Origin of the sequence: Corynebacterium sp. CCM 9203 (assembly GCF_041357675.1) — a bacterium.
GTDB lineage: Bacteria > Actinomycetota > Actinomycetes > Mycobacteriales > Mycobacteriaceae > Corynebacterium.
In genome coordinates this window covers 170,682-195,255 of sequence record NZ_JAUERY010000002.1, presented here as the reverse complement: position 1 = coordinate 195,255, position 24,574 = coordinate 170,682, and the positions used below count along the sequence as shown (strand labels likewise).

Below are 24,574 nucleotides of genomic sequence, written 5' to 3'. Positions count from 1 at the left end.
CTGCACAGGGGTACGAGAAACCCGCCACTCCGAATCGACGGGGTGGCGGGTTGTTGTTCTATGGGGGCTGAAGACGGTTACTTCTTCAAACCATCGATGATGCTGTTGAACTTCTCACTCGGGCGCATGACGCCGGAGGTCTTCTCATCGTTCGGCTGGTAGTAGCCGCCGAGGTCGACGGGCGCGCCCTGGACCTCGATGAGAGTGGCGTCGATCTCGTCGATCGCGTCTTTCAGTTCGCCGGCGACGGTGGTGAACAGTTCGGCGAGTTCGGTGTCCTCGGTCTGCTTGGCCAGCTCGTCCGCCCAGTAGGTAGCGAGGTAGAAGTGCGAGCCACGGTTGTCGATCTCGCCGACCTTGCGCGAGGGGGACTTGCCGTCGTTCAGGACGCGCTCGGTGGCGCGGTCCAGGGCACCAGCGAGTACGTTGGCGCGCTCGTAGCCACTGCGGGCGAAGTGGCGCAGTGATTCAGCGAGTGCGAGGAACTCACCGAGAGAGTCCCAGCGGAGGTGGTTCTCGGCCTGGAGCTGCTGGACGTGCTTCGGGGCGGAACCACCGGCACCGGTCTCGAACAGGCCGCCGCCGGCCATGAGCGGCACGACGGAGAGCATCTTGGCGGAGGTGCCGAGCTCGAGGATCGGGAAGAGGTCGGTGAGGTAGTCACGCAGGACGTTGCCGGTGACGGAGATGGTGTCCTCGCCACGGCGGATGCGCTCGACGGAGAACTTGGTGGCCTCAACCGGGCTCATGATGCGGATGTCCAGGCCCTCGGTGTCGTGCTCGCCGAGGTACTTCTCGACGAGTTGGGTGAGGTTGCGGTCGTGCGCGCGCTCCGGGTCGAGCCAGAACACGGCGGGCATGCCGGACTGGCGGGCACGGTCCACGGCAAGCTTGACCCAGTCACGGATCGGGGCGTCCTTGGCCTGGCAGGCGCGCCAGATGTCGCCGGTGGCGACCTCGTGCTCGATGAGAGTTTCACCTGCGGAGTTGGTGACCTTGACGACGCCGTCGGCGGCGATCTTGAAGGTCTTGTCGTGGGAGCCGTACTCCTCGGCCTTCTGTGCCATCAGTCCGACGTTCGGGACGGTGCCCATGGTGGTCGGATCGAAGGCGCCGTTGGCGCGGCAGTCCTCGATCACGGCCTGGTAGACACCGGCGTAGGAGGAGTCGGGCAGCACCGCGAGGGTGTCCTCTTCCTGGTCATCCGCGTTCCACATGTGGCCGGAGGTGCGGATCATGGCGGGCATGGAGGCGTCGACGATCACGTCGGACGGGACGTGCAGGTTGGTGATCCCCTTGTGGCTGTTGACCATCGCGAGTGACGGGCCCTCAGCCAGCGCCTTGTCGAAGGCGGCCTTGATCTCGGCGCCGTTGTCCAGGTTCTCCAGGCCGGAGTAGATCGCGGCCAGACCGGACTCGCCGTCCAGACCTGCGGCCATGAGCTGCTCACCGTAGGTGGCGTAGACGTCTGCGAAGAAGGTGCGCACGACGTAGCCGAAGATGATCGGGTCGGAGACCTTCATCATCGTGGCCTTGAGGTGCACGGAGAACAGGACGCCCTCATCCTTGGCGCGCGCGACCTGGGCGGCGAGGAATTCCTGCAGCGCGGCGGCGCGCATGACGGTGCCGTCGATGACCTCGCCCTCGAGGACCTTGAGATTGTCCTTCAGGACCGTCTCACTGCCGTCGGTTGCGACGTGCGTGATGGTGAGGGTGTCGGCGGCAGGCATGATGACCGACTTCTCGTTGTGGCGGAAGTCGCCGTCCTCCATGGTGGCGACGTTCGTCTTGGAGTCGGCGGTCCAGGTGCCCATCCGGTGCGGGAATTTACGGACGAAGTTCTTCACGGCCTCCGGCGCGCGGCGATCGGAGTTGCCCTCACGCAGGACCGGATTGACGGCGGAACCCTTGACGGCGTCGTAGCGTGCGCGGACGTCGGCGTCCTCGTCGGTCTCGACCTTGTCCGGGTAGTCGGGCAGATCGTAGCCCTGGGACTGCAGCTCGGCGATCGCGGCCTTCAGTTGCGGCACCGACGCCGAGATGTTGGGGAGCTTGATGATGTTGGCCTCTGGCGTCTTCGCCAGTTCGCCGAGTTCGGCGAGAGCGTCATCGACGCGCTGATCCTCGGACAGACGATCCGGGAACTGCGCCAGGATGCGGCCTGCGAGGGAGATGTCGCGGGTCTCGACGTCGATGCCTGCGGTGGAGGCGAAGGCTTCGATGATCGGCTTCAGCGAATAAGTCGCGAGCAGAGGTGCTTCATCGGTGCGGGTGTAGATGATCTTAGCCAAGAGGTTCTCCCAAAATTATCGGACAGGGTTCAACTGTCCAGAATACCTGTTCAACATTCGGTCGGTGGTGTTCTTACCCTTGAAAAGGGTGGAAATCAGGATTCATCGCCGTCCAAGGCAAACGACCGCGATGGCGCGGAAGTGGTGCCACTAACCCGGTTCGGGGGTTTGACCCGGTTCGGTGCACACCGCCCTCCCGGACATTGAATTAGTCACGATCACCTTCCACGGTGCAGCGTGTCAAACTGCTCCGGAGTAGTGTGCGACCGTGCAACTGAGAATAATCCGCGAACTCACAGAACCCAGACGCCGTCCGATTCCCGTCCAGACGGAGATTTCGGAAGCTCGACGCCGATGGACGATGCTCGCCCTTGCCGCAGGTGCCTTCGGTATTGGTACCACCGAGTTCGTGTCGATGGGACTGCTGAATCTCATTGCCGCCGACTTCCAGATCGGGGAGGATTCCGCAGGTCGGATCATCTCCGCCTATGCGCTCGGGGTTGTCGTCGGCGCTCCGCTGATCACGGCGGTAACCGGAATGATCCCGCGACGGCGGCTCCTGCTCCTTCTGATGCTCGCCTTCACCGTCGGCAACGGCCTGTCGATGCTGGGGGAAAATTACCACCTGTTGCTCGTCGCCAGGTTCATAGCGGGGCTGCCGCACGGTGCGTACTTCTCTGTGTCGGGCCTGGCTGCGGCATCGCTGGCTCCGGAAGGACAACGTGGCCGTGCCGTGGCTTTTATCGGCCTCGGATTGTCCGTCGCCACAGTTGTCGGTGTACCTGCCGCCCAGGCACTCGGGGAACAGTTGGGGTGGCAATTCGCCTACGCGCTCGTTGCGGCTATCGGCACGGGAACTCTCGCCGCGTTGTGGCGTCTCATGCCGCACATGACCAGGATGCCTGCGACCCATCCGGCAACGGAACTTGGTGCTCTCACAAATGCCCAGGTATGGCTCACTCTGGCGATCGGAACCGTCGGTTTTGGTGGCATGTTCGCCATCTACACCTACATTACTTGGACCATGACGGAACACGCCGGGATGCGCTCTGACCTGGTCTGGCTGGTGCTCGCCACCTACGGTATCGGGATGGTGTTCGGAAACATCGTCGGTGGTCGGCTGGCGGACCGGAATCTGGAACTCGGTATCGCCGTGTCACTCGTGTCCATCGCGGTGGCTCTACTCATTTTCTCTGTCGCCTCATCCGACCCGTGGCTCGGCACGATCAGCTTCGGGGTGGTCGGATTCTGTGGATCCACGCTGGTGCCTGCCCTGCAGATTCGGTTGATGGATGTCGCGGGTCGGGCGCAGACGCTCGCGGCGGCGCTCAACCACTCGGCGCTCAATGCAGCGAATGCCTCCGGGGCTGCGATCGGTGGTGCAGTCATCGCCTGCGGTCTCGGTTACTCCGCCCCGGCGCTCGCTGGTGCAGCTCTGGCTGTCATCGGGCTCGGAGTGTGGGGGCCTGCGTATCTGTTGCGACGCCGCGCTCTTCGGTGCAAGTAGGAGCGTCTATGAAGATGGTGCCACGGCCCCGGTCCATTCACCGGGTGAAGCCGTAGAATACGGTCACCAGAAGTACGGTGAGAAACGGCGACAGTACGCCGAGGACCCCGAGTGGGATCCACCGGTACCGTTTTGTGACGGTACTGACCAGGACACTGACAGCCCCGAGCACAATGCTGATCGTGATGGAATGGTCCGCGAGTGGTCCGCTGAAACTGGTGAAACCGATGATCCAGGGGAACACGATACTGAGGCCTGCGGTGGTGATGATGACGGGTAGCGGCCAGCGATCTGGACAATCCGCGGTGTAGGTCATGGCTGTCCTTCCGGGTGGAAATCTCGTTGTGTCGTGAACCAGTGTCCGCGGAAACACAGGCCTCCTCAACAGGCGGGGCATCTGTCCCCGGGGCCGGTCGCTGACTATCGTGGTGGGCATGTCTTTCACCGTTACCACCGTCAACGTCAACGGCATCCGAGCTGCAGTGAAGAAACGCAGTGAGGAAAATCTGGGACTGCATGCCTGGTTGGATCATTCGAATGCCGATGTGGTTCTCATGCAGGAGGTTCGAGCCAGCGACAAGCAGGCCCGCGACGCCCTCGCTCCGGCGCTCGACGCCGGTTGGCACTGGATCGGTGCGGAGTCGGCAGCTAAGGGGCGCGCCGGAGTCGGAATTCTCTCTCGGACTCCTCTGACGGACGTGGAGATCGGTTTCGGTTCCTTCGCCGATTCCGGCCGATGGATTGCGGCGAACATCGAGGATCACGATGTCCGGGTGGCGTCGCTCTATCTTCCCTCCGGTTCGGCGGACACAGCCAAGCAGGATGAGAAATATCTTTTCCTCGATGAGTTCACGGGTGTTCTCGCGGAGCAAGCAGCCACCCACGAGCGGATGGTGATCGGCGGGGACTGGAACATCTGCCATCGCCGCGAGGATCTGAAAAACTGGAAGACGAACAGGAAGAAGTCCGGCTTCCTGCCGGACGAACGCGCGTTCATGGATTCCGTCTTCGGCACCTTCCCCGATGATGCCACCCAGGTCGAAGGCGCAGGTAGCTTTGCCGGAGCCGTCGATTACGTTCGTGATGCGGTACTCCCAGAGCGCCGAATCCCCGATGAGCCGCAGTGGTTCGACGTGGCGCGTCGGCTGCAGCCGGAAGGCGACGGCCCCTACACCTGGTGGACCTACCGGGGGAAAGCCTTCGACACCGACGCCGGGTGGCGCATCGACTATCAGGCGGCGACGAAGGCGCTCCTGGACCGGGCCGAGAAGAGCTGGGTGGACAAGGCGGAGGATTATGCACTGCGCTGGTCCGACCACTCGCCCCTGAATGTCACGTACCGGTGAGAGAACAAGTCGGCATATTTCACCGGTATTTCACCGCCGGTGAAACAATCTAACTCCCTCCGAGCTCACCAGGGGCGCGGGCGCGTTGATTTTCGGATGACGAGTTCGGCGGGGAGTTGGCGGTGCCGGCGGGGTTCCCCGGCGATGATCCTGTCGAGTTCCTCCAGTGCCGTTCTGCCGAGGGCGGTGAAATCCTGCCGGACCGTGGTCAGGGACGGATTCTGGAACTTGGCCTGGGGGATGTCATCGAAGCCGACGACGGAGACGTCGTCAGGGACGCGGACACCCGCTTTGTAGAGGGCGTGCATTGCTCCGATGGCGATGTCATCGTTTCCGGCGACGATGGCGTCGGGTAGCCCCCGGGAGAGAAGTTCCTCGCCCATCGCGTAGCCGCTCGCGCTCGACCAACTGTCGCCGATCAGCCAGTCCGCTTCGGTATCGTTTGCTGTGCATACCGTCTGGAACCCACGGAGCCGGACCTGTGCATCCTGCCAGCGGAGATCGCCGGTCAGGTACACCGGGGCCGAACAACCGATGTCGAAGATGTACTGGCTCGCGGCGATGGCGCCGTCGTACTGGTCGATGGAGACGGTGGACACCCGATTCGTCTCGTGTCTGCCAGCGATGATCACGGCGCAGGGAACCTGGGCCTTTGCCGCGATCACGGGGAGAATGTTGGAGGTGCGGGCCAGGACCACGAGGCCATCGGGATTGGTTCCGTGCAGGTAGGAGATCGCCCGCCGCAGTGAGCTGGGGTTATCGGTGGGGGAGGTTGCGATGACGATGTGCCTGCCGCGGGCCGCCAGCTCCGACTCCAGTGCGGAAAATAACCTGGCGACGCCGTGCCGGATCTCACCGGTGACGAGAAGTCCCGTGGTCTTCGATTGTTTTGACGCGAGTGCTCGTGCGGCGAGGTTGACCTCATATTTGAGCATTGCTGCCGCGTCCTGGACCTGTTTCCGCGTAGTCTCGGATGCTGGGCCAGAGTTGTTGAGAACTCGCGAGACCGTCTGGACGCTGACTCCCGCGAGAGCGGCAACGTCGCGCATGGTCGCGCGGTTGGATGCGGTTGTCACGTTGATCGTCTCCGTGGTGCCTCGGTGCCCTGGGGTGCCTATTTTAGTCCTGTAGTTAAAACAGATATGCAGCACCCTACGTTAGAGAACATGGGGTGCTGCATGAGGACTGATGCCGTCGTCAGACGACGACACCCTTCTTCAGGATGATGTTGCCGTAGAGGGCTGTCTCGCCGGTGATGAGCACGACCCGTGCTTTGCGGGCCTGGTCGTAGAAGTCGAAACGGTCGAAGTGTCCTTCCGTGTGGTTCTCGGGTTCGGCGCGTTCGATGATCTCGCGGTAGGTCGGCCAGATTTCTGGGGTCGGATCATCGCCCAGGGTGTTCATCAGCGCGAACTGCCAGTCGTTGTACGGGTCGAGCGGCATCAGTTCGAGAATAGCCTCGAGGATTTCCGGGATTCCGTGGCCGTCGGCACGAAGGACGTTGTCGTTGAACTCGGCTCCGGGGAAATTGGCGTCGGCGACGACGATCTCTTCGCCGTGCCCCATGTCCATCAGGACATGGACCAGATCCGGGCTCAGTATCTTGGGGATCTTGCGCAGCATGATGGTTGCTCCTTGTCTGCGTCTGTGATTGGTCTGGGATTCTCCGTTGAGCGGGAGTTACTTGGTGGCGAGTGCTTCAGCCGGGATGTCCGCGCGTTCCTGCCAGTACTCCTCGATCTCTTCCAGGGACTTGCCCTTGGTCTCGATGACCTGGGTCAGGATGAACCAGACGGCGAGGCCACTCATGATGGCGAAGAGGAAGAACACCCAGGTACCGATTGCCGCGATGAGATCGGGGAAGATGAGCGACAGTAGGGCGTTCATCGTGTACTGCGCGAAGGTTATGATGCCGACGCCCAGCGCGCGTGCGCGCAGCGGGAAGATCTCGGGGACGTAGGTCCAGAACACCGGGCCGAGTCCGAACCCGAAGGAGAACACGAAGAGGAAGACCGCGATGACGGCGAGCGTGGCGTTGGATTCCGCGAAGAACGTGAGGATCAGCAGCGGCGGGATCTGTCCGGCCAGGGATACCGTCAGCAGCTTCTTTCTTCCCCACCGGTCGATGAATGCCAGGGACACGAAGGTGGAGACGACTAGCGCGATACCGACGCCGTAGTTTGCGGCGATACCGGCGTTCGCACCCATGTCCAGGTGCTCGAAGATCTTCGGTGCGTAGTAGACGGCCGCGTTGATGCCGGTGAACACCTGGAAGATCACGAGGACGAAGGCGAGGATGACGACGGGACGGAAGGTACCGAACAGTTCTTTTATCCCGGCGCTCTGTTGCTCCAGGGACTTCTGGATGTCGGCGACCTCGCGGTCGACCTCTTCCTTTGTCTCCCGGACCCGGGAGAGGGTCTTACGGGCACGTTCGATCTGCCCGTCCCGGATCAGCCACCTCGGGGACTGCGGTGACAGGGCCATCCCGATACCGAAGATGAGTGCCGGGACGAGGCCGAGGCCAAGGGTCCACTGCCAGCGGTCGGTGAGTGAAAAGTAGTGGCCGACGGCGTAGGAGGTCAGAATACCGAAGTTCACGGAGAGCTGGTACAACGAGGCCATCATGCCGCGCAGATGCGCCGGAGCGATCTCCGAGAGGTAGATCAGGCCGAACATGTTGGCGATACCTGCCGCCATGCCGAGCATGAAGCGGAACGCCATCAAGGTTTCGGGGTTGGGGGCCAATGCACAGCCCAGTGAGCCGACTCCGAAGATTGCGGCACCGATGACCAGGAGATTACGGCGCTCGATCTTCTTCTCGAAGGCCGTGGCAACCGCGATCGAGGGGAGTGCACCGAAGAGCAGGAAGGAGACAATCAGGCCTTCGGCGGTCGGATTCAGTCCGAATTGGCGAGTGATGTCCGGCAGCGCCAGTGAGATGGCGCCGGAGTCGTAGCCGTACAGCAGACCTGCGAGGCCGCCGAGAACGGCGAACACGTAGACGATCGGCTTCGTCCGCGGCGGTGTGGTGTCCGCGGTACGTGCTGTGGGAGGAGATGAATGCGTCATGGTCTTGTCCTTCAACGACCTGGAGTGGAGGGGGGAGAGTGGACCTTAGAGTCCGTACTGGGCGCGCATACCGATGAGCTTCTCGATCTCATCGGCGGGAAGTTCGCGTTCGCCGTTGATCATGCGGGTGAGGAAAGTCAACTGGGCGGTGTATTCGAGGCGTTCCATCTGGAAGTAGGCGTCCCACACGTCGGAACCCCAGCTCAGGGCGCCGTGCTGTTCAAGGAGTGCGACCTTGTGGGTGAATGCGAAGGGCTCCACGGAATCCGGGACGGCTTCGGTGGACGGAGTTCCGTAGGGAGCCAGCGGGATCTCCGGCATGGCGATGACCGATTCCGGCATCATCTTCTTGGTCAATGCCTCACCTTTGATGGCGAAAGCGGTGCCGTGCAGCGGATGGGCGTGTACGCATGCCTTGATGTCGGGATTCACCCGGTACATCCGCAGGTGCATCTTCACTTCGCTGGTGGGCTTGTGGATACCGCTGGGAGCTGGCTCGATGATATCGCCGTCCAGGTTCATGACGATCAGTTTGTCGGGGGTCAACTGGCCCTTGGAGACGCCGGTCGGTGTGCTCAGGATCAGGTTGTCATCGACCTTCGCGGTGATGTTGCCGTCGTTGGCGGCGACCATGGTCCGCGACCAGAGCATGTATCCCACCTTGCAGATGGCGTCACGCAGTTCCTGGTGGGAGTACTCGGAGTTGGACATGAGATGTTCCTTTCAATCTGTCGGGTTGAGTCGTGGTGTCACCGCGTGGCGACACTGGGGTGTGCGTGATCAGTGCGTCGCAGCGAGCCGGTGGCGCATGTCGTTCCAGCGGGTGGGGTCATGGGGTTCGAAACGCAGGGGAGTGAATGACCGTTGGATGATGCCGTCGCGTTCGCCCGGTTCTATCGCACCGATCGCTTCGAACTGGCTCAGTAGGTTGCCTGCGGCGGAAGCTTCGGCGGGGCCGCTGAGGACCGGTAGCCCGGTGGCAGACGCCGTCATCTGGCAGAGCAGACCATTCCTGGATCCGCCACCGACGATGTTGACCACTCGGGGCCTGACCCCGGTCAGTTCAGACACTTCTGAGACGGCGTTAGCGTGGGCGATGGCGAGGGATTCGAGGATCAACCGGATGAGTTGGCCGGTGGATTCCGGCTCACGTCCGTAAAGCTCACGCATCCGCATGTGGATCTTCTCGGGCATGTTCCCGGGGGTGGTGAACGCTTCGTCATTGGGGTCGAAGACCAACCCCATGCTGGGCGATGCTTCAGCGGCGACCAGCAGTGCGGGGAGGTCGGTGTTCTTTCCGGCCTGCTGCCATGCGCGCATGCAGTCCTGGAAGATCCACAATCCGGTGATGTTCTTGAGTAATCGAACTCCGCCGTCGATACGCACCTCGTTGGTGAAGCCACTGGTGAAGCAAGTGTCGCTAAGTACGGGTTCATCGGTGTAGGCACCCACCAAGGTCCAGGAGCCACACGAGATGAACACCGATTCGGTGTCCGTCGCCTCCTCGTGGGGGATCGCATGGACGGCACAGGCGGTGTCATGACCACCCGGGCGAACCATGGGGATGCCCGTGATCGTTTCCGGACCCAGCACCACGGAGTCGCGGGCAATGTCCGAGAACCAGTGCGCCGGGATTCCGAGTGCGTCAAGTACCTCATCCGACCACGTGGTGGCCCCCGGAGTGGCCAGGCCCGTGGTGGAGCAGATCGCGCGGCCGTAGGCCTGTTCCCCGCACAGCAGGGACGCGAAGTAGTCGGGGAGCAACTGAACACGTTCGACTGAGTCGACGAGCTCCGGGTGCTGCTGAAGGTCGGCGAAGAGCTGATTTGCCGTATTGATGTCCGCAGGCTGGATGCCGGTGAGCTCGAATGCGCGCCGGGCGGGCAGTGCCTGTTCGAACTTCTCCCGGTGTTTCGCCATTCGGGTGTCTCGGTAGGACCTGACCGGCAGTGCGACCTGCCCGTCCTTTTTGACGAGCGCGTAATCGACACCCCAGCTATCTACGCCGATGGAACTGATCGGGATCGGGACGCGGGTGCGGGCGATGGTGATGCCTGCGATCGCGCCGTCGAGCAGACGGTCGATGTCCCAGGCCAGCGCGCCGTCAACGGTGTCCACCTTGTGCGGGAAGCGGTGTGCCTCCTGCATCTTGAGGGTGCCGCCGTTGAGCACTCCGACGATCGCGCGGCCGTTGGAGGACCCGAGATCGAGGGCAACTGCGGCGTACTGGCTCGGGGACATGACAGTCTTCCTTACTTCAGTTGGATGGACGGGGGATCAGCGGTACAGGGGTCCGAAGTTCGCGCAGGCCCGGAAGTCCGCGCTCTCCAGATCGGTGGTGCCGAAGCTGGACCATGCCCGCGGGCGGAAGATGCGCTCGGGTTCGATGTTGTGCATGAACACCGGGATGCGGAGCATCGATGCCAGGGTCAGCAGCTCGTCGCCGAAGTGGCCGTAGCCGGTCGCCGTGTGGTTGGCGCCCCAGTTGTCCATCCAGTCGTAGACGCTGCGGTGTGCGCCCTCGCCCGTGAGACGCGGGGCGAAGAAGGTGGTCGGCCAGGTCGGGTTGGTGCGGTCGGCGATGGTGTCGCGGACCTCGTCGGGAACCATGACCGTCCAACCCTCGGAGACCTGGAGTGCGAGACCCAGGCCGTCGACCATCACCAGGCGTGACGCCGTGACCGGGAGGTCACCCGGGGTGTTGAAGTGGGTGGAGAAGCCGCCGCCCGGGAAGTATTCCTTGATCGCGGCGTGGAAGGTGCTCGCCTTGATGTCAGCCTCGATGTCTTCCTCGGTCATCTCCCACCAGGGCTTGATGGTGGGATTGCCGTCGGCGTCCTTGGCACCGCAGGCACCGTCCAGCGCGGTGGCACCGGAGTTCCGCAGATCCACGAAACCGTGGGCCGCATGGCCGGTCAGCTCGTATCCGGTGACCCGCTTGACTGCCTCGGGTGACCAGTAGGTACGGACGTCGCTGAAGAGCTGCGCGCGGTTGGTCAGCAGGTTGTTGAGCAGCATGGCCAGGCCGTTGAGGACGTCGCCCTCGGTGGCGAGGATGGACGGTTGACGTTTTCCGTTCCAGTCGAAACTGGTGTTGAGGATGGTCTCCAGCAGGTCGCCATTGGGCTTGTAGTCGGTCCACTGGCGCTGTCCCTGGAAACCGGCGGCAATGGCGTCATGGCCGTGGGACTCCTCGGTGAAGCCCATCTCGGCGAGCTTCGGATTGCCGTTCATGAGGTCGTTGGCGACGAGGGTCATCTTGGTGATGTAGTCCCACTGCTCCTCGTACTCGGCGTCGGTGAGACGCTTGTCCTCGGGGTTGGGGTTCTCGCCCTCGACGAGATTTTCCCGCACCCACTTGCGGGCGATCTCGTACTCGTCTTTGTCGTAGATGCCCTGGGTGATGCGGCGGTCGAACTCGATCATGTCGATGTACTCGGACTTCAGGCCCAGGTACTTGAGGATGTCGACCTCGGGGACGCGGCAGCCCGCGATACCCATGGATACCGTGCCCATGGCGAGGTAGCTGCGGCCCTTCATCTGGCCGACGGCGATGGCGGCGCGGGCGAACTTGAGGATCTGCGCGACGACGTCATCGGTCAGTCCGTCATCGGAGGCGTCCTGGACATCGTGGCCGTAGATGCCGAAGGCGGGGATTCCGAGCTGGGTGTAGGCGGCGAGTGCCGCAGCCAGGGTCACCGCGCCGGGACGCTCGGTGCCGTTGAATCCCCAGATGGCGTGGGGGATTGAGGGATCGAGGTCCATGACCTCGGTGACGTAGTTCCAGGACGAGGTGACGGTCAGGTCGGCGCCGACGTTGTGGGCGGCGAACTTCCGCTTGCAGGCGGCAGCTTCTGCGGCGCCACCGATCGTGGTGTCCGCGATGACGACCTCGACAGGCTCTCCGTCGGTGTAGCGGACGTTCTCGCGCAGGAGCTTCGCGACGTTCTGGGCGAGTTCCATCGTCTGCTCTTCGAGGGACTCCCGGACGCCGCCGAGACGACCGTCGATGAGGGGTCGGATACCGATTGCCGGATGGTTGATCATGATTGATCCTTTCCAGAGTGTGTGAACGATCTCACGGCCAGCAATCGCATTGAACAGGTCTTAATGTGTCTACTTGCCGCTGCCGTTCACTTGTGTGAACGTTCTTAGTGCAAGTGTGACGTTTATTGGGGCACCCTGTCAAGGGTGATGGGTATCACTTGATCATTGATGCAGGTGGAGTTGATTTACCAGGGGATTTCTATGCAAAATAGTAGGTTTTGAAAACAAACTGATAGCGATAACAATTGATCTTCTGCGCACTCCACGTCAACGCGTACTGCGTGGATCGATATGGGGATGTCTCTGGGGTGTGGTTGCACCTGGGTCGGGACCCGGTGAGGGCTGTCCAAGCCGGTGGTGGCTGCGGGAGTGGGGTGAGCAGGCTATTCCCCGGTCCCGCGGTTTGATCTTTTTCGGCCTGCAAGGTGCGGCATTTTCGGGGATTTGCCGATTCCGGCTCCTGGCTCAGGGGATCGCCGTTGCATTCGGTGGGGTGTGTCCCGATCGTGCCGTGCGGCCTAGCTCCCGGTGGCTTATCGAATGCAGTCAGATTCGGTTCGGGACTCCGGGCGCGGGGAGGCTGTGCGCCCACGGGGTCTGGACACGGCAGAATCGCGTCTCGTGGGGTTGCGGTGTCCGGGTGTGCGGACGGTGTGAACTACTTCTCCCGGTATCGGAAGAAACGATTATAGCCCTTGGTGACCAGTGCGAACACGAGGATTGAGAGTGCCGAGGTGAATACCACGTAGCCGAGAGATGTGAACGGGTGGGCGGTGTCGATGAAACCTGCCGACCATGACAGGACAAGTGCGAATGCGATACTTGCGACCGTCAATTCGACCTTGGTGATGCCCGTTTTCCGTTTCATGGTGCTCAAGCGTAGCAAGTGGAAGTCGGGGACCGGTTTTCGGGATCTGCGGGATGGCGGTGTGGGTGCGTTGAGCGGTGTAGGGGGAAACCGTAGGTTTACGTGATTCCTGACACTCTCGTGGGGCTGGGGTTGCCCCGATTCGGTGGTAGAGTTAGCTTAGCCTGTGCTGATGGTGAATGGATTCTGTACCGTGGTGTCCCTTCTCCAAGCACTCCCCCTTTTTTGAAGACAACCTCTATTAGGAGTTTTTCGTGAGCGTAATGCCGCATCATCGTTCCGGTCGGCGGGCCCTTGCCGCACTGGTTACCACCACACTTCTCGCGGGTGGTATCGCCGTCGCCGGACCGAGCGCCCTGGCACAGGAGACCGCCGCCGTTGAGACCACGGCTGCCTCGGAAACTGCCACGGTCACCGCTACCGGAATCAATCGTGGAACTGTTGCCGTAGCGAAAGTTTCTGCAGGTGAAGGTGCCTTCCCCAAGGATGCTGATGTGACCGTGACCGTCGCCGGAAAAGCCGCAGAGTTCTTCGTCGTTGTCGACGGCAAGGGCACCGCAGTTAATTCTGTGAAGGCATCCGAGACCGGTGCGTTGGATGCCGTGGTGATCACGCCGGCATCCAAGGACACTGACGGCAAAACTCTTTCTGTCGTGTTCACCGCAGGTGAGGTGACCCGTAACGTTGATGTTGAATTCGTCGGTGGCCGTGCGGCCCGTCAGTCCGTCCTCTTCGGACGCACCGAGGCTCCCGCCATCGAGTACACCTCCCTCGGAAGCACTGTCACCGCGACGTTGCAGAACCTTGAACCCGGTGCGACTCTGGTCGCCGTCGGTGTCGAAGGCCAGAACTGGCTTCCGGACGGGGTCACGTACACCGCTGATGATGACGGCGCTATCGTCGTCCCCGAGGTCAATATCCCCAACGATGAGTCGCTCATCGGCAAGGGTATTGGTGCTACGCTGCGGCTCATCGACGGTACCGAGAAGACCCTCGTCGCCCGCCGCAACGGTGTGACCCCGGCTGTTGACGCGATGAATGAGAGCAGGATCAACGTCCTCGCGGAAAAGAAGGTCAGCCCCGGCCTCTACCAGTCCGTGTATTCGAAGGGCCTCAATGCTCTGTTCGTCACCCGCGCGCCGTTCAACCTCGATGAGCACTCCCAGATCCTCAAGCTGAATCCCGATACCCTCGAGGTTGACCCGAACTTCAACCCGATCGTCACCCCCGAAGGCGAGGTCACTCCCCGCGAGGACAGGGCGTTCGGTATTGCCGTTGACGAGAAGAACAACACCCTGTGGGTCGGGCGTACCCTCGGTGGTTCTGTCACCGCGTACGATGCCACCACCGGAAACGTGAAGAAGGCCTTCCCCGTCAACGTGTCGGGCATGTCCCACCCGCGTGACATCGTTGTTGATGAAACGACCAGCCTCGTCTATGTCGGTGATGTGACCTCCAAGAACACGTCAGATGTCTCCGAGAACAACATTCGCATCTTCGACGGTAAAACTCTGGAGGAGAAGGGCTCGATCTCGATCCCGAACTTCCAGAAGGGGCCGATGGAGCTGAATCTCGATCAGGCCAGCCGCACGATCTACACCGTTGACTTCACCGGAAAGACGGCCGCGAAGATCGAGCTTGGCGCCGACAACAAGGTCACCACCTACGACCTTGGCAACCCGGAGGTCCAGGGGGATCGTGGTGCTGGTGTCGCCTACGACAGCAAGCGTAACCGCCTCTACGTCGCCACGCAGGCGCCTTCCTGGGTCAAGGTCATCGACCTGAACACCGGAACGGTTATCTCCACGATCACCACCGGAGCTAGCCCGCTGGATGTGCTCTACGATTCAGTCAATGACGTGGTCTACTCCATCAACCGCCTCGGCGCCACGGTGAACCTGATCGATCCGGAGACCTTCAAGGTCACCGCGACCCGCCGGATCGACTACCTGCCCAACCAGCTCTCCACCGACGGCAACGGCAACGTGTTCATCACCACCAAGCCGTCGCGGGACTTCGGCGACAACGACACCATCTACAAGGTCACCGTCGGTCGCGAAGGAAATGGTTCAACCGACATCAAGGGTTCGTCGGAGGCTCCCGTCGGCTCCTCTGACGTGAAGAGTTCCAGCGTCGGCTTCGCAGGTGGTGGACTGTTCGCCATCCTCGGTGTGCTCGCCGCCCTCGGTGCACTCATCGGCGGGCTGTTCCACGCGGTCCAGGCCGGACTCCACGCACACTTCAACCTTCCGAAGCTGTAGGAGTTAACGGTGCGTTCCCTCGAAGCGACTGAGGGAGCGGTTGCCGTAAAATGTTTAAAACGAAGGACCGCCCCGGGTTGATGTCCCGGGGCGGTCCTTCGTTTTACTTCCTCCGTCAGCGGATGAAGAGAATTGGGATCAGAGCAGCGACGCGTAGATCTCCCGGATCTCATCCCGGGTGGCTTCCCGCGGATTGCCGGGGGTGCAGACGTCAGCAAAGGCGTCGTCAGCGAGCGCGTCGAGACCTGTTTCGTCGACCCCGACCGCGGAGACCGTGGTCGGATTGCCGACCCGAACGGTTAGATCAGCCACCGCGTCGCATGCAGCAGTGCGTGCCTCGTCGAGAGGCATGTCGTAGGCGTTCTTCACACCGAATGCGTCCGCGATGTCCCGGTACTTTTCTCCGGTGTACTCCGCGTTGTACCGCATGACCGGAGCGAGAAGAATTCCGTTGGCCACCCCGTGCGGTGCGTGATAGCGCCCGCCGAGTGGATGTGCCATGCCGTGGACGAGTCCGAGCCCGACGTTGGAGTATCCCATACCTGCGATGTAACTGGCGTAGGCCATCTTCTCGCCGGCCTCAGCATCGCCGTCGAGAGACTTCTCCAGATTTGCCGCAACCATCCGGATGGCGGTCATATGGACGGAGTCGGACAACTCCCAGGCCCCCTTGGTGATGTACCCCTCGATGGCGTGCGTAAGGGCGTCGAGGCCGGTGGCTGCCTTGAGGCCACGGGGCATCGAATCGGTCAGGTCCGGGTCGACGATGGCCAGGACCGGAATATCGTGAGGGTCAACGCACACGAACTTCCGCTGATTCTCCGTGTCGGTGATGACGTAGTTAATCGTCGTCTCCGAAGCGGTGCCTGCCGTGGTCGGGATACCGATGATCGGGATGGACGGATTCTTCGTGTCCGCCACGCCCTCAAGGGAAAGAACATCGGAGAACTCAGGGTTCGCCGCGATGATACCGACCGCTTTCGCGGTGTCCTGCGGGGAACCACCACCGAGACCGATTAAGGCGTCGGCACCGCACTGCTTGAACACCTCGACTGCGGCCTTGACGTTCTCCACCGGAGGATTGGGGCGGACGTCACTGAAGATCTCGTAGGGGAATCCGGCCTCGTCGAGCAGATCTGTGATCTTTGCCGTGACACCCGTCTCCAGGAGAATGGCGTCTGTGATCAGCAGAACCTTGTTCAGATTGCGGGAACGCAGCTCGGGAACGAGATTCGAGATCGCGCCACGCCCGAAGTAGGACGTCTGGTTGAAGATCATTCTGTGTGTCATGGTTTCTTTCCAACTTTCTGGATCACCACGTGTGATCCGGACAGGTCCACATATCGCCCGGGTTGTCGGGCGGGGCACCCGGAGATGGTGGGACCTGTCTCAACCGCATGCAAGAAACAAGTCCGATGATCCAACTGGGCGCAGAAACAATTATACGCCGTAGGGATTCGGTTATCCGGAGGGCCGGGAGACTCCATCGCGCGGGGAGGGGGTAGGTGTCCGGAGCGTGTGAACCACCAGATTCTTACGGTCGGCCCACCCCGGTCTTTCGGATGTGCCGGGCGGGGACAACGGTAAGTGTCAACTAGGCATAACAAAGCAATGGGCATCGCTGTACTATCCAGAGTGATCTGCGTTATAAGTCATTATTCACTGTGACTTCGCCCCTATATCTTTGTGAAGGGAAGCCCACCATGAGCAGTTTCCTGAAGAAGTTCCGACGTGCCGCCCTGTCCACCGCAGTCGGAACTGCGGTCCTCGTGTCTTCCGTTGTTCCAGTACAAGCGGTTGTCGGTGGATTCAACTCGAATCAGGCCGCCACCGTGAAGCTATGGGCCTACGGATACAAGGCCGCTGATCTGTTGTGCAGTGGCAGCCATATCGGCCAGGGATGGGTACTCACCGCGAAACACTGCGTGGACGACATTGGAGTCAACACGGATTCCACGCAGGTCGTGTGGGGCAACCCCAACATCAACTGGGACACCGATTACTACTCCGGACCGAGTTCCTCGGTCGATGAGATCGTGACCAGTCCCGACCCGAAGAAGGACCTCGCACTGGTCCATGTCCCCGGACTGGACCAATGGTGGGCACCCAGATACAACCTGCGGTGGGGTGGACAAGCCGAAGGACTGCAGAACGCCAACTGCATCGCCTACGGATACGGGCTCTGGCAAGATGACTTCTACGCAGACGGGGCGTACGCAAAGCACCAGCGTGGACTGAACTTCCGGATCACCAGAGCACACACCAACATCACGAGTGCGAACGCTTCCCAGCTCCGTGGAAAAGGGCAGAACGGTGGATTCCTCAACACAGGTGACTCCGGGGGATCTCTCATCTGCAACGGTGTGCTGTCAGGTGTGACCGTCGCGTACTGGCCGAACTCAAACACCAACACGTTCATGTCCATCTCGGACGCAGAACGTCAGTGGATCACCGACGTCACAGGTATCTGATCACGACCCCGGGAACCGATGCGGTATCCGTTGGTCGGGAGCGCCGGGATGAATCTCCGTCACCGTCTCGACCAACTATTCCGCCTCATCACATCGCCGCAGTCCGGAGCCAGTCGACATCTCCTCCCGGACGGCCACGGTGCCCCGGGCCGCGTCGCCGACCTCGTCCCCGGCCCGCGTTCAGTGGAACGACATCCACGCTGTGGACGTTCGATGAGAGTTGACGCATGGCCCGCACGGCATCGGCGCGGGCGGCCTCTTTTCCCGTGGCGTGGAGACCGACGTTCGCGGCGCCGTCCGTGAGGATCAGTCCGCGGACCCGTCCGGGATCCTGCCTTCCGGCGATCTGGGCCGCCAGCAGCAGCGCCGAGGCCAGTGGTGTACCGCCGCCGGTGGGCAGGGAACGCACGCAGTCACGGGCACGGGAAACGGACTTCGTCGGCGGGAGCCCGACGTAGGCCTCCCGGCCGCGGGCGATGACGATCGCCACCCGGTTCCGCTGACGGTAGCCCTGTTCGAGTACTCCCAGTGCCACGGCCTTCGCCGTGCGGATCGCCCCGACGCCCATCGAGCCAGAGGCGTCGACGACGATGACGACCAGCTCGCCGCCCCGGGACAGGCGCACCTGGGTGCGCAGATCGTCCCGTTCCAGGAGTACACCGCGGGGATCGTCCGGGTTCCCGCGTCGCCGAACGGGTTGCCAGGGGGCCGCGGTCGCGAGCGTCGGCAACAGTGCGAGTGATTCACCCGGGTTCCGCATCGCCACGGAGCGGCGCGGTCGCCCGCGTGTTCGGGAAGGCTCGAGTGCGCCCCCGTCGCCCGGCCAGCGCGGTCCGCGGGCCCGCCCCCGGCCGAGTCGCGGTGGCTGGGGAGGGGACTCCTCCCCGTCGGCGTCCTGCGCCGGTTTCTCATCGTCCCGGGGACGCGGCGGTTCCGGTTTCTCTTCCGGTTCCTGATCCGGCTCTGTGTCCTCCGGAGGGTCCGGTTCCTCTGTGGGCTCGTCAGGTGGCGGCGGTTGCTGCGCCGGTGGCGGGGCGTCCGGAACCCGGGGTGCGATGATCAGCGCGTGCACCGCGGCGAGGATTTCATCGGCACCGGCACCGGTCCGGGCGAGTGCCGTGGCGAAACGTGCGGCGGGGACGTCGAGGCAGTGGGCCGCGAGGCCGGAGGCGGTGAGAAGGTCCACGATCCGCTCGACAGGGACTTCCGCACTGGGAGCCGTGGTGTCGGCGTTGTTACTGATGACGCCGCGGGTAGGGGGGCCGTCGAGAAGCGAGCGGAGCACCGTGACCGATTCATCGCCAGCGTGGTCCGTCAACGGAAGGATCAGGTGGCAGCGGTCCAGCAGCGCGCCTGGCACCTCATTCAGGTTGGTGGCGCGGACGAGCACCCGGGGGCTCGTGATCGCGGCGGCCTGCTCTGCAGCGAGCACGTCACCGTGCGCCACCACCGCCGTCGGCGTGGACCCGGTGGTCCGGTTGATCTCCGGAAGCTCCATCCCGGGCGTGATCGACACACCCCCGGCCAGTTCCCGGAGCGTCGGCCAGGCAGCGTCGACGAGGGCCGGGTCCCCGGTGACCACCAGCCCCACCCGCAGTGCACGAGCCCAGGCATCCAACCAGCGGCGCAGCTCGGAGGAGATCACGCCAGCACCGAATCCAGCCGTTCCTCCACGTCCGCGGGCGTCTCGAAGGCCTCGCGGGCGACACGATGCCGCAGACACAGCTTCGCGACGGCATGCACGTCCCGATCCTCGACCGAGGTCCTGGCATCGAGTGCGGCGTGCGCCGCGGCGGCCCGGCTGACCACGAGTTCAGCCCGGTGCCCGACGGTGCCCGCGGCGGCACAAACCTCGATGATCCGTGCCAGTAGTCCGTCATCGAGTGTCACCTCGGGCAGCAGGTCGCGGGCGGACACCACCCGCTCACCCAGCTCACCCTGCCGGGTGGACACGGACTCCAGGAAGGAATCCGGGTCACGGTCGAAGGCCAGACGGTTGCGCACGATTTCCAGGCGGACCGCGGGATCGGTGATGGTGGTGACCCACGTCGCCAATCCGAACCGGTCCTGCAACTGCGGCCGCAGATCACCCTCCTCCGGGTTACCCGACCCCACGAGCACGAACCGCGCCGGGTGGGTGTGCGACACGCCCTCACGCTCCACGATGTTCACCCCGGACGCCGCGACATCGAGGAGCACGTCCACCAGGTGATCGTCCAGCAGGTTGATCTCGTCGATGTAGAGGAAACCGCCGTGCGCGTCGGCCAGCAGCCCCGGGCGGAACTTCGTCTCCCCGCGCGCGAGGGCGGCATCGATGTCGAGGGAACCGATCACCCGGTCCTCCGTCACACCCAGCGGCATGTCCACCACCGGAGTGCTCAGCCCCGCCCCTTCCAGAAGGGCACCGAGGGCACGCACCGTGGTGGTCTTGCCCGTGCCCCGGTCGCCGAGCGCGAGCACGCCGCCGATCAGCGGATCCACGGCACACAGCAGCAGAGCGGACTTCATCTCGTCCTGGCCGACGATTCCGGTGAACGGGTAAGTGGGCACTGGTCAGGGGCTCCTAGTCGGGGGACAGCAATGTACGGCATCAGGGTACCTTGCCGGGGCCGTGGCTCCGGCGAATGCGGTACCCGGCGCACCCGACGTTGCAGGGTACTGTCCGTGGTCTGCGAGGATGAGAATCGCAGGCGCGGTCCCCGGGGTACCGCGCGGGAACGGTCGATCACACCGGCGCGGATGGGAATCTACCTGGCTGCCGCCCAGGGGGACGGTGATCGGGTACATGCACTGTATCTGTGGGACCGTGAGCTGGCGGCGGCTTTCTTCGCGGACCTCGCGATCCTCAAGGTGGCGTTGCGCAACGCGATGTCCGCCCGGCTGGAGGATGAATGGGTCTGTGAGTGGTACAGGAACACTTCGATGACCAACCCCTGAACACCCCCAGTACGCTGACGGAGAATCACGGAAAAGGCCGCGGACAGGCTCGTCGCCCAGTGCATGTTCGGCTTCTGGCGCGGACTGCTCGACGAAGGGGGCTATGCGGGAAAGAAACCCCGGAGAATCAAATGCGACTACGAGGTGCTGTGGCGTGGTGTCCTCGTCAAGGCTTTCTCGGTGCCGTTCTCTGGCGAGGGGCCGAGAACCAACGCTGGAACCGGGAGTACGCCTTCGCCGTTGTCAGCAGGGTCAACGAACTCCGTAATAGGGTCGCCCACCATGAGCCGTTGATCAACGGGTTTCCCCTGCCGGGGCAGCGGATACGTGTGTACGCGAAGGCGGCGCATGAGGACACCATGCGCCTGGCCGCGATACTCAACCGGGATCTGCACACGGTCCTGAGTTACCGGTCCAGGGTGCGGGAGATACTTGACGCCAAGCCGTGACGGTCTCCCAGCGTCGTGTCCCGGGGCACTCCGTCCCCGCTCACATCTCCTCGATACCCTCCAGCACCCCATCCAACTGGTCGGCGATGTCTTCCAACTGGTCGAGCGTGTCCGGGTCGGCGTCCCAGAGTCCCCGGTCGGCGGCCTCGAGCAGGCGGTTGGTCATGGAGTTCACCGCCGCTGGGTTGGCCCGCTGCATGCGCTGGCGCATGTCCTCGTCGAGGAGGAGGTTCTCGGCGGCGCGGTCGAAGACCCAGCCGTCGACGGTGCCGGTGGTGGCCTGCATGCCGAAGGTGTTCTCGAGCCTGGTCCGAACCTGTGCGACACCGGTGTAGCCGTGGGCGAGCTGCCCCTCGACCCACTTCGGGTTGAGCAGCCGGGTGCGTGATTCGAGCTGCATCGCGTCCCGGAGCGTGCCGACGTTGACGTCGGCTGCCCACGACTGGGAGACGAAGGATGCTGGGGCGTCGCCCCGGAGTTGGGTGATGGCACTGGTCACCCCGCCGAGGAACTCGAAGTAGTGGTCGATTCCGGCGATGGAAGTCTCTGCCGAGTCGATGTTCTGGAAGGTCGCGTCGACGGTGCCGAGCACCTTGCGCAGAACAGTGCCCGCGTCCGCGCCGTCGGCGCCGGTGCCCCAGGCGTGGCCCATGCGGGTCAGGTACATCTCGGCGAGATCCTCCTCGCCGTCCCAGTCGCTGGCCTGCACCAGCTTGTTCACCCCGGTGCCGTAGGACCCGGCCGCCGCGGAGAAGATCCGGGTCGCGGCCTCCACCGCCGTGGTGTCCATCTCCTCGGCGTGGGCGCGGGCGTGGGCGGCCAGGGGGTTGAGTTCATCGGGTTCGTCGAGTGCCGCGACGGCGCGCACCGCCTCGTCGAGGAGCTGCACCGGCTGCGGCAGCACGTCGCGGCACACGCCGGACAGGGTGCACACCACATCCACGCGGGGGCGCCCCAGCTCCTCGGGGGAAAGGATGCGGAAGGTGTCCACGCGGCCCCGGGGTCCGGCGACCGGTTCCACGCCGAGTAGCGCGAAGGCCTGGGCGAGGCCCTCGCCGCCGGTCTTGATGTTGTCGATGCCCCACAGCACGATCGCCACCGACTCCGGATAGCTCCCGTGCGTGTCGACGTGCGCTGTGATGAGCTTCTCTGCGGTCTTCCTGCCCCGTGCGATGGCGGAGTCGGAGGGGACGGAGACAGGGTCGATGGCGTGCAGGTTCCGCCCCGTGGGCAGGGCGTCGGGGCGGCGTGCCGGGTCACCGCCGACGACCGGTGGGGTGTAGCCGCCCGCGAGTGCCCGGACCAGGGCGTCCAGTTCGGTGTTGGACTGCAGTTTCTCCTCCAGGTCGGCGAGGATCGCGGTGCGCTCCGCCTCGCCGGTGTCCGCGAGGTACGTGGCGGCGAGTTCCAGGGAGCGGGCCGTCTGCTGCTGCTCCATCGGACGACCCACGGTGTGCAGGCCGAGGGCGATGGGGGAGCGGCGTACCCGTTCCAGTTCGCGCCGCAGCGCGACCGGATCCTGTGCTTGGTCCTCGGTGAAGTCGGCGCGGAGCGCGGCGTCGATGATCTCCTGCGGCACTGGTCCCGGTCCCGTGTTGGAGTACAGGTGGGTGTCGAGAAGTTCGGCCAGTTCGTCCAGTGCGCCGTACAGTCCGGCGTCCGCCAGCGGCGGGGTGAGGTAGGTGATGAGGCTCGCCGCGGCGCGTCGTTTCGCGATGGTGCCCTCGCCCGGATTCGCCATCACATACAGGTAGTGGTGCGGAACGGAGCCGGTGAGCAGGACCGGCCAGTCGGCGGCGGCGAGCCCGGTCTGGCGGCCGGGCATGAACTCGAGCGCGCCGTGGGTGCCGAAGTGCAGCATCACGTCGTGGCCGAAGACGTGTTCCAACCACAGGTAGTAGGCGGCAAAACTGTGCGACGGCGTGGAGTCGTTCGCCATGAGCAGCTCAGCCGGGTCGGAAACGTCCCCGAACTGCGGCTGCACGCCAACGATGACGTTGCCGAAGCGGGCGCCTCGGATGATCAGGTCACGCCCGTCGGTGTCCACGGTCCCGGGCAGCCGTCCCCAGGGGGTGTCGATGCGCGCGGCGTGCTCACCCAGCACCCTCGCGTACTCGGTGGCCCGCCAGCGAGCGAGTTCGCTGGCCTGCGAGCGTGCTCCGCCTGCGCCGTCGCCAACGAGGATGTCCGTCAGTTCCTCGATGGTGTCCGGTACCTCGACGGTGTAGCCCTCGTCCTTCAGGCGATGCAGGAATGCGTGGAGGGAGGCGAAGACGTCGAGCTGCGCGGCGGTGCCGATGGTGCCGTCGCCGTCGTAGCCGAAGATCGTCACCGACACCTTCCGGTCGGCGGGCCGCGCCCGGCGTAGGTCGATAGTGCGGCGTACCCGTTCCGCCAGGCGCGTGACCGCCGTGTCGTCCGGGGTGAGGTGGTTCGTGTCTGCGTCGCGGCCCATGAACACCCACGGCACGGTGGCTCCCTCCAACTCGGGCACGGCGATGTTCATGCTCACCGCCGCGGGCCACAAGCCGACCGGCCCGGGGTCCGCGTGCCAGTCCGATAGCGTGCCACGCTGCAGAGGGACCGGGGTGAGCAACGGTGCGTCCGTCTCCTCGGCGAGCGCCACGCCTCTGTCGGTGGCGGGTGTCCCGTGATTACCGCAGGCGGTGAAGCCGGTGAGATTCAGCCACACGTCTACCCGGTCCTTCATGTCCTTCGGCATGTCCTCCGGGGAGCCGAGCCACGTGTGGGTGCCGACGCCCCGCCGGTGCAGGGCTTCCGCGACCGTGCGCAGGTAGCTGTCGTCACCCGCGGCGACGTTCAGGCCGGTGCCGATGATCCCGCAGGTGCCCACCGGGTGCTCTGGCCCGCGACCGGTGTCGAAGAGCCCGCGTGGGATGTCGTCGGGCATCGGTCCCGGGTCGATATCGGTGTGGCCCGCGACTAGGGCCGACAGTCGGCCCGCGTACACCAGTCGGCCCGGTGTGACCAGACGCAGCGCGAGCGCTATCCGCGCCTCCGGCGAAGGATCGCGTGGTGGACGCCCCATCCCGGTGCCGTGTGCCGTGGCGATCTGGAGGGACTGCGCCACCGGCGGGGAAGAGAAGAGGGGGCGCTCACCGACGGCGTCGAGAACCCGCTCCCCGAGCATCGGGCTCATCGCACCCTGGACCCACACCACGTCGGCCTCCGGGGGAAGATCATCGTCAAGTGGCACACGGATCAGGCGTACACCGTGCTCCCGGGCCAGTTCATCTGCGGCCCGTCCGATGGTGAGCAGTGCCGGGCCGGTGAAACCCCAGGCGACGATGGTGGTGGTCATGTG

19 protein-coding genes are annotated in these 24,574 nt (G+C 63.8%); 6 read left to right on the top strand and 13 right to left on the bottom strand.

Features of this window, described 5'->3' with window-relative positions:
• Positions 1-77 precede the first annotated feature (77 nt).
• Positions 78-2,291 (bottom strand): NADP-dependent isocitrate dehydrogenase, encoded by a 2,214-nt coding sequence (locus QWU44_RS04190; protein ID WP_370914470.1) that lies wholly within the window; start codon positions 2,289-2,291, stop codon positions 78-80.
• Positions 2,292-2,559: 268 nt separating this feature from the next.
• On the opposite strand from QWU44_RS04190, the gene QWU44_RS04185 reads away from it, so the two are divergent.
• Positions 2,560-3,798 (top strand): MFS transporter, encoded by a 1,239-nt coding sequence (locus QWU44_RS04185; RefSeq protein ID WP_370914469.1) that lies wholly within the window; start codon positions 2,560-2,562, stop codon positions 3,796-3,798.
• A gap of 37 nt (positions 3,799-3,835) precedes the next feature.
• On the opposite strand, the gene QWU44_RS04180 is transcribed toward QWU44_RS04185, so the two are convergent.
• Positions 3,836-4,114 (bottom strand): hypothetical protein, encoded by a 279-nt coding sequence (locus tag QWU44_RS04180; protein ID WP_370914468.1) that lies wholly within the window; start codon positions 4,112-4,114, stop codon positions 3,836-3,838.
• Between the two features lie 118 nt (positions 4,115-4,232).
• Between QWU44_RS04180 and QWU44_RS04175 the strand changes: the two genes are divergently transcribed.
• The gene (locus tag QWU44_RS04175; RefSeq protein ID WP_370914467.1) at positions 4,233-5,144 is read left to right on the top strand and encodes an exodeoxyribonuclease III; all 912 of its coding nucleotides are present in this window, start codon (positions 4,233-4,235) and stop codon (positions 5,142-5,144) included.
• Between the two features lie 65 nt (positions 5,145-5,209).
• Here QWU44_RS04175 and QWU44_RS04170 read toward each other — a convergent pair whose 3' ends face one another.
• From QWU44_RS04170 to QWU44_RS04140, 7 genes are all read right to left on the bottom strand, one after another.
• Complete coding sequence (locus QWU44_RS04170) at positions 5,210-6,220, bottom strand: LacI family DNA-binding transcriptional regulator (protein WP_370914466.1); 1,011 nt, start codon at positions 6,218-6,220, stop codon at positions 5,210-5,212.
• Between the two features lie 121 nt (positions 6,221-6,341).
• Positions 6,342-6,767 carry an RbsD/FucU family protein gene (locus QWU44_RS04165; RefSeq protein WP_370914465.1) on the bottom strand — a complete coding sequence of 142 codons (426 nt, stop codon included), beginning with the start codon at positions 6,765-6,767 and terminating at the stop codon, positions 6,342-6,344.
• A 57-nt stretch (positions 6,768-6,824) separates the two neighbouring features.
• Positions 6,825-8,216 carry a sugar porter family MFS transporter gene (locus QWU44_RS04160; protein ID WP_370914464.1) on the bottom strand — a complete coding sequence of 464 codons (1,392 nt, stop codon included), beginning with the start codon at positions 8,214-8,216 and terminating at the stop codon, positions 6,825-6,827.
• A gap of 45 nt (positions 8,217-8,261) precedes the next feature.
• Positions 8,262-8,927, bottom strand: a complete 666-nt coding sequence (locus tag QWU44_RS04155; protein WP_370914463.1) for a class II aldolase/adducin family protein — start codon at positions 8,925-8,927, stop codon at positions 8,262-8,264.
• Between the two features lie 69 nt (positions 8,928-8,996).
• Positions 8,997-10,457, bottom strand: coding sequence for a rhamnulokinase family protein (locus tag QWU44_RS04150; RefSeq protein WP_370914462.1), 1,461 nt, complete (start codon positions 10,455-10,457; stop codon positions 8,997-8,999).
• Between the two features lie 36 nt (positions 10,458-10,493).
• Positions 10,494-12,263: an L-fucose isomerase gene (locus QWU44_RS04145; RefSeq protein WP_370914461.1), complete on the bottom strand. Its 1,770-nt coding sequence runs from the start codon at positions 12,261-12,263 to the stop codon at positions 10,494-10,496.
• A 658-nt stretch (positions 12,264-12,921) separates the two neighbouring features.
• Positions 12,922-13,131 (bottom strand): hypothetical protein, encoded by a 210-nt coding sequence (locus QWU44_RS04140; RefSeq protein WP_370914460.1) that lies wholly within the window; start codon positions 13,129-13,131, stop codon positions 12,922-12,924.
• A gap of 254 nt (positions 13,132-13,385) precedes the next feature.
• Here QWU44_RS04140 and QWU44_RS04135 point away from each other — a divergent pair, with 254 nt between their 5' ends.
• The gene (locus QWU44_RS04135; RefSeq protein ID WP_370914459.1) at positions 13,386-15,392 is read left to right on the top strand and encodes a YncE family protein; all 2,007 of its coding nucleotides are present in this window, start codon (positions 13,386-13,388) and stop codon (positions 15,390-15,392) included.
• 138 nt (positions 15,393-15,530) lie between these two features.
• Here the strand turns inward: QWU44_RS04135 and fucO are convergent, their stop codons facing one another.
• The gene (gene fucO / locus QWU44_RS04130) at positions 15,531-16,682 is read right to left on the bottom strand and encodes a lactaldehyde reductase (protein ID WP_370914458.1); all 1,152 of its coding nucleotides are present in this window, start codon (positions 16,680-16,682) and stop codon (positions 15,531-15,533) included.
• A gap of 413 nt (positions 16,683-17,095) precedes the next feature.
• On the opposite strand from fucO, the gene QWU44_RS04125 reads away from it, so the two are divergent.
• Positions 17,096-17,863: a trypsin-like serine protease gene (locus tag QWU44_RS04125; protein WP_370914457.1), complete on the top strand. Its 768-nt coding sequence runs from the start codon at positions 17,096-17,098 to the stop codon at positions 17,861-17,863.
• 88 nt (positions 17,864-17,951) lie between these two features.
• Here the strand turns inward: QWU44_RS04125 and QWU44_RS04120 are convergent, their stop codons facing one another.
• Both QWU44_RS04120 and QWU44_RS04115 read right to left on the bottom strand, forming a co-directional pair.
• Positions 17,952-19,508 carry a VWA domain-containing protein gene (locus QWU44_RS04120; RefSeq protein WP_370914456.1) on the bottom strand — a complete coding sequence of 519 codons (1,557 nt, stop codon included), beginning with the start codon at positions 19,506-19,508 and terminating at the stop codon, positions 17,952-17,954.
• A complete protein-coding gene (locus QWU44_RS04115) occupies positions 19,505-20,413 on the bottom strand; it encodes an ATP-binding protein (RefSeq protein WP_370914455.1) in 909 nt (302 codons plus the stop codon). The genes QWU44_RS04120 and QWU44_RS04115 overlap by 4 nt, the downstream gene beginning before the upstream one ends.
• A 114-nt stretch (positions 20,414-20,527) precedes the next feature.
• Here QWU44_RS04115 and QWU44_RS04110 point away from each other — a divergent pair, with 114 nt between their 5' ends.
• Together QWU44_RS04110 and QWU44_RS04105 are read left to right on the top strand one after the other, a co-directional pair.
• A complete protein-coding gene (locus QWU44_RS04110; RefSeq protein WP_370914454.1) occupies positions 20,528-20,800 on the top strand; it encodes a hypothetical protein in 273 nt (90 codons plus the stop codon).
• 131 nt (positions 20,801-20,931) lie between these two features.
• Positions 20,932-21,249 (top strand): hypothetical protein, encoded by a 318-nt coding sequence (locus QWU44_RS04105; protein WP_370914453.1) that lies wholly within the window; start codon positions 20,932-20,934, stop codon positions 21,247-21,249.
• Positions 21,250-21,289: 40 nt separating this feature from the next.
• Here the strand turns inward: QWU44_RS04105 and QWU44_RS04100 are convergent, their stop codons facing one another.
• Positions 21,290-24,571, bottom strand: coding sequence for a cobaltochelatase subunit CobN (locus tag QWU44_RS04100; protein ID WP_370914452.1), 3,282 nt, complete (start codon positions 24,569-24,571; stop codon positions 21,290-21,292).
• Positions 24,572-24,574 lie beyond the last annotated feature (3 nt).

Coding starts and splice junctions, on each gene's coding strand:
- QWU44_RS04180 (WP_370914468.1), bottom strand. CDS start 4,114: ATGACCTACACCGCGGATTGTCCAGATCGCTGGCCGCTACCCGTCATC.
- QWU44_RS04175 (WP_370914467.1), top strand. CDS start 4,233: ATGTCTTTCACCGTTACCACCGTCAACGTCAACGGCATCCGAGCTGCA.
- QWU44_RS04165 (WP_370914465.1), bottom strand. CDS start 6,767: ATGCTGCGCAAGATCCCCAAGATACTGAGCCCGGATCTGGTCCATGTC.
- QWU44_RS04160 (WP_370914464.1), bottom strand. CDS start 8,216: ATGACGCATTCATCTCCTCCCACAGCACGTACCGCGGACACCACACCG.
- QWU44_RS04155 (WP_370914463.1), bottom strand. CDS start 8,927: ATGTCCAACTCCGAGTACTCCCACCAGGAACTGCGTGACGCCATCTGC.
- QWU44_RS04150 (WP_370914462.1), bottom strand. CDS start 10,457: ATGTCCCCGAGCCAGTACGCCGCAGTTGCCCTCGATCTCGGGTCCTCC.
- QWU44_RS04145 (WP_370914461.1), bottom strand. CDS start 12,263: ATGATCAACCATCCGGCAATCGGTATCCGACCCCTCATCGACGGTCGT.
- QWU44_RS04140 (WP_370914460.1), bottom strand. CDS start 13,131: ATGAAACGGAAAACGGGCATCACCAAGGTCGAATTGACGGTCGCAAGT.
- fucO (WP_370914458.1), bottom strand. CDS start 16,682: ATGACACACAGAATGATCTTCAACCAGACGTCCTACTTCGGGCGTGGC.
- QWU44_RS04125 (WP_370914457.1), top strand. CDS start 17,096: ATGAGCAGTTTCCTGAAGAAGTTCCGACGTGCCGCCCTGTCCACCGCA.
- QWU44_RS04105 (WP_370914453.1), top strand. CDS start 20,932: ATGCGACTACGAGGTGCTGTGGCGTGGTGTCCTCGTCAAGGCTTTCTC.
- QWU44_RS04100 (WP_370914452.1), bottom strand. CDS start 24,571: ATGACCACCACCATCGTCGCCTGGGGTTTCACCGGCCCGGCACTGCTC.